Consider the following 2414-nt stretch of genomic DNA (forward strand, 5'->3'; position numbering starts at 1 on the left):
CTGAAGAATTTCCTGCAAAAACAGCGAAAGTCAAAATTACCGATATTTCCAGTCCCAAAGAAATTAGTTCCTTTGAAGATCCGGGATTCTCACAAAGCGAACCACAGCCCGCAACTATCCCAAATGAGAACGCTTTCCCAAAGGAGATGCCGGCTGCAGCCGATCAGGGATTCGAACAGCCCAAAGTTTCTGAATTCAGTGAAGGAAATTCGAATCAAAACGAAGAGCGTTTTGGAAATTTTCGCGCAGAAGAATTTTCAGCGCAACAGGCGGAAAGTGTCACAACCGTCAAGCGTCCTGCTGCGGCAATTGATTCCGGTTCATTTCGTGATTCCGAGATGACGGCCCAACAGGTTCCCCAGGCGCGGGGGTTATTTGACGGTCCTGCACCGGTCAGAGAAGTTTCAACACAGGAATTTGGATCTCAGCAGGAGTCGGAGTTCAATCAACAGCCAGCCGTGATTGCGGGTGGTGAATATGCCGTAGAGAACGGGGAAAATTTCTGGACGATCTCTAAGAAACTCTATGGCAGCGGCCGCTATTTTCAACTACTGGCAGAAATCAACCGAAATCGTGTGAGCGATCCCCGCAAAATGAAACCTGGTTTGAAACTGCTGACGCCGGATCGCGCATCGATCGATGCACAATATCAGGCCCGGCTTAAAGCAACGCAGACCACAGTCAGTGAGTTTGCGGGAACAGGTGCCGTTCGCAAGCCGAGCAAGCCAGCCGGCTTTTTTATCAGCCAGGATGGGCGTCCGATGTACCGCGTGGGCAGCACTGATACATTGACCGATATTTCACAGAAGCACCTCGGGCGTTCTTCCCGCTGGTATCAGATTTATCAGATCAATCGTCAAAACCTGCAAAACCCGAATAAGCTACAAATTGGCACGGAATTGCAGCTCCCTTACGATGCCAGCCGAGTCAGTCTTGTTCCAGGAAACTCATCCAGCCGATAGTGAAATCAGGCGTATGTGTTCGTCTTTTTTCATGGGATTCTAAACCGGCGGTAAATCGAATCATGGTCGACCCGCCGGCTTGGGAAGGTTGGGTTCGATGTTATTCCGTTTCGGCAGCGCAATCTTTTTAGCGGTTGCTGTTTCACTGGTCGGAATCGGTCTTGAGAAAGAAAGCCTGAAGCTCAAGCGCCAGGTCAGTCGTCAGCATTACCAGTTGGAAGTGTTGATCAACGCGCATGCCAAAATGAAATTGGCCACACAGCAGGCAGGCTCTCCCAGGCAGGTGTTGAATTCCATCGAAAGGGGTGAGCTCGACGTCAAGTCGAATCAACGTCCTGCATCGACAAATCGTCGTGATATGCCGCTGTTGCAATGGCATTTGAACCGTTCGTCTAAACAGGATGAAAAGTAGTACGGGTAGTACGAACTGAGAATTGAAAATGCAGGAGCGCGGCATCGCACCCCGCTCCTGAAAGGGAACCTTATCTCAGGGGCTCATTGAAGAAGGTGGGCAGTTTCTTGAATTCCGGAAAGTTGAATCTTCGCATCGGCTGGCGCACATGGAGCCTGATCCTTCTGGTGGTGCTGGCATGGATCGTGATTTCCGGACGACTCATTTTTCTTCAATATGTCGGGCACCGTCAATTTGCCACTGTGGTTGCGCGGCAGCAGGTTTGCAAAGAAAAAATACCAGCCAGGCCGGGTGATATTCTTGATCGAAACGGGAGACTGCTGGCAACGACCATTGTGACCAACAGTTTGTATGTGATTCCGCAGGAGCTGAAAAAACAGAAAAACGTAACAGAGGTCTGTAAGATTCTCTGCCTCAACCAGGAACATTTTCTGGATCGACTGAATCAGAACCAGGACAAATTGTTTCTGTGGGTCAAACGCCGGCTGACAGATGAGGAGCTCAGAGGGATCAGATCCCTCAGCCTGTCCGATGACGCCTGGGGCTTTCGCCAGGAATATCGCAGGCAGTATCCCCAGGGCGCGCTGGCTGCACATGCGCTGGGACTGCGGGATATCGATGGAAAAGGGCAGGGGGGAATCGAAGAAGCTTTTGATCATCTGATTAGCGGTCAAAGCGGCTATCGGTTTCTGGTGCGTGATGCTCATGGCCGTGTGATTGAGGTGCGCAATGATTCTCGTGTCGCGGCACGCAATGGAGAAACTCTCGTTGTGACACTGGACTCGATCATCCAGTTGTATACTGAGCGCCAGTTGCAGTCGATTATTCAGGAATGGCAGCCCAAAAGTGCATGCGCGATCGTGATGGATGTCAAAACCTGTGAAGTGCTGGCTATGGCTTCCGTACCCACATTTGATTTAAATCATCCCGAAAACACTTCTGAGTCCGCCTGGAAAAATACGGCGATTGCATCCATCTATGAACCCGGCTCCACTTTAAAACCATTTATCGTGGCCGCTGCGCTTGAAAAGGGGTTGCTG

General features: G+C 50.7%; 3 protein-coding genes. All 3 read left to right on the forward strand.

Features of this window, described 5'->3' with window-relative positions; all coding sequences use genetic code 11:
• A partial coding sequence (locus Q0294_RS14745; protein ID WP_299466940.1) for a LysM peptidoglycan-binding domain-containing protein occupies positions 1-962 on the forward strand: 962 nt, incomplete at its 5' end.
• A gap of 97 nt (positions 963-1059) precedes the next feature.
• Positions 1060-1374: a hypothetical protein gene (locus tag Q0294_RS14750; RefSeq protein ID WP_299466943.1), complete on the forward strand. Its 315-nt coding sequence runs from the start codon at positions 1060-1062 to the stop codon at positions 1372-1374.
• Positions 1375-1481: 107 nt separating this feature from the next.
• Positions 1482-2414, forward strand: a 933-nt coding sequence (locus Q0294_RS14755; protein WP_299466946.1) for a penicillin-binding transpeptidase domain-containing protein, incomplete at its 3' end; no start/stop codon positions are given.

The organism is uncultured Gimesia sp. (assembly GCF_937919775.1).
Classification (GTDB): domain Bacteria; phylum Planctomycetota; class Planctomycetia; order Planctomycetales; family Planctomycetaceae; genus Gimesia.

Coding starts and splice junctions, on each gene's coding strand:
- Q0294_RS14750 (WP_299466943.1), top strand. CDS start 1,060: ATGTTATTCCGTTTCGGCAGCGCAATCTTTTTAGCGGTTGCTGTTTCA.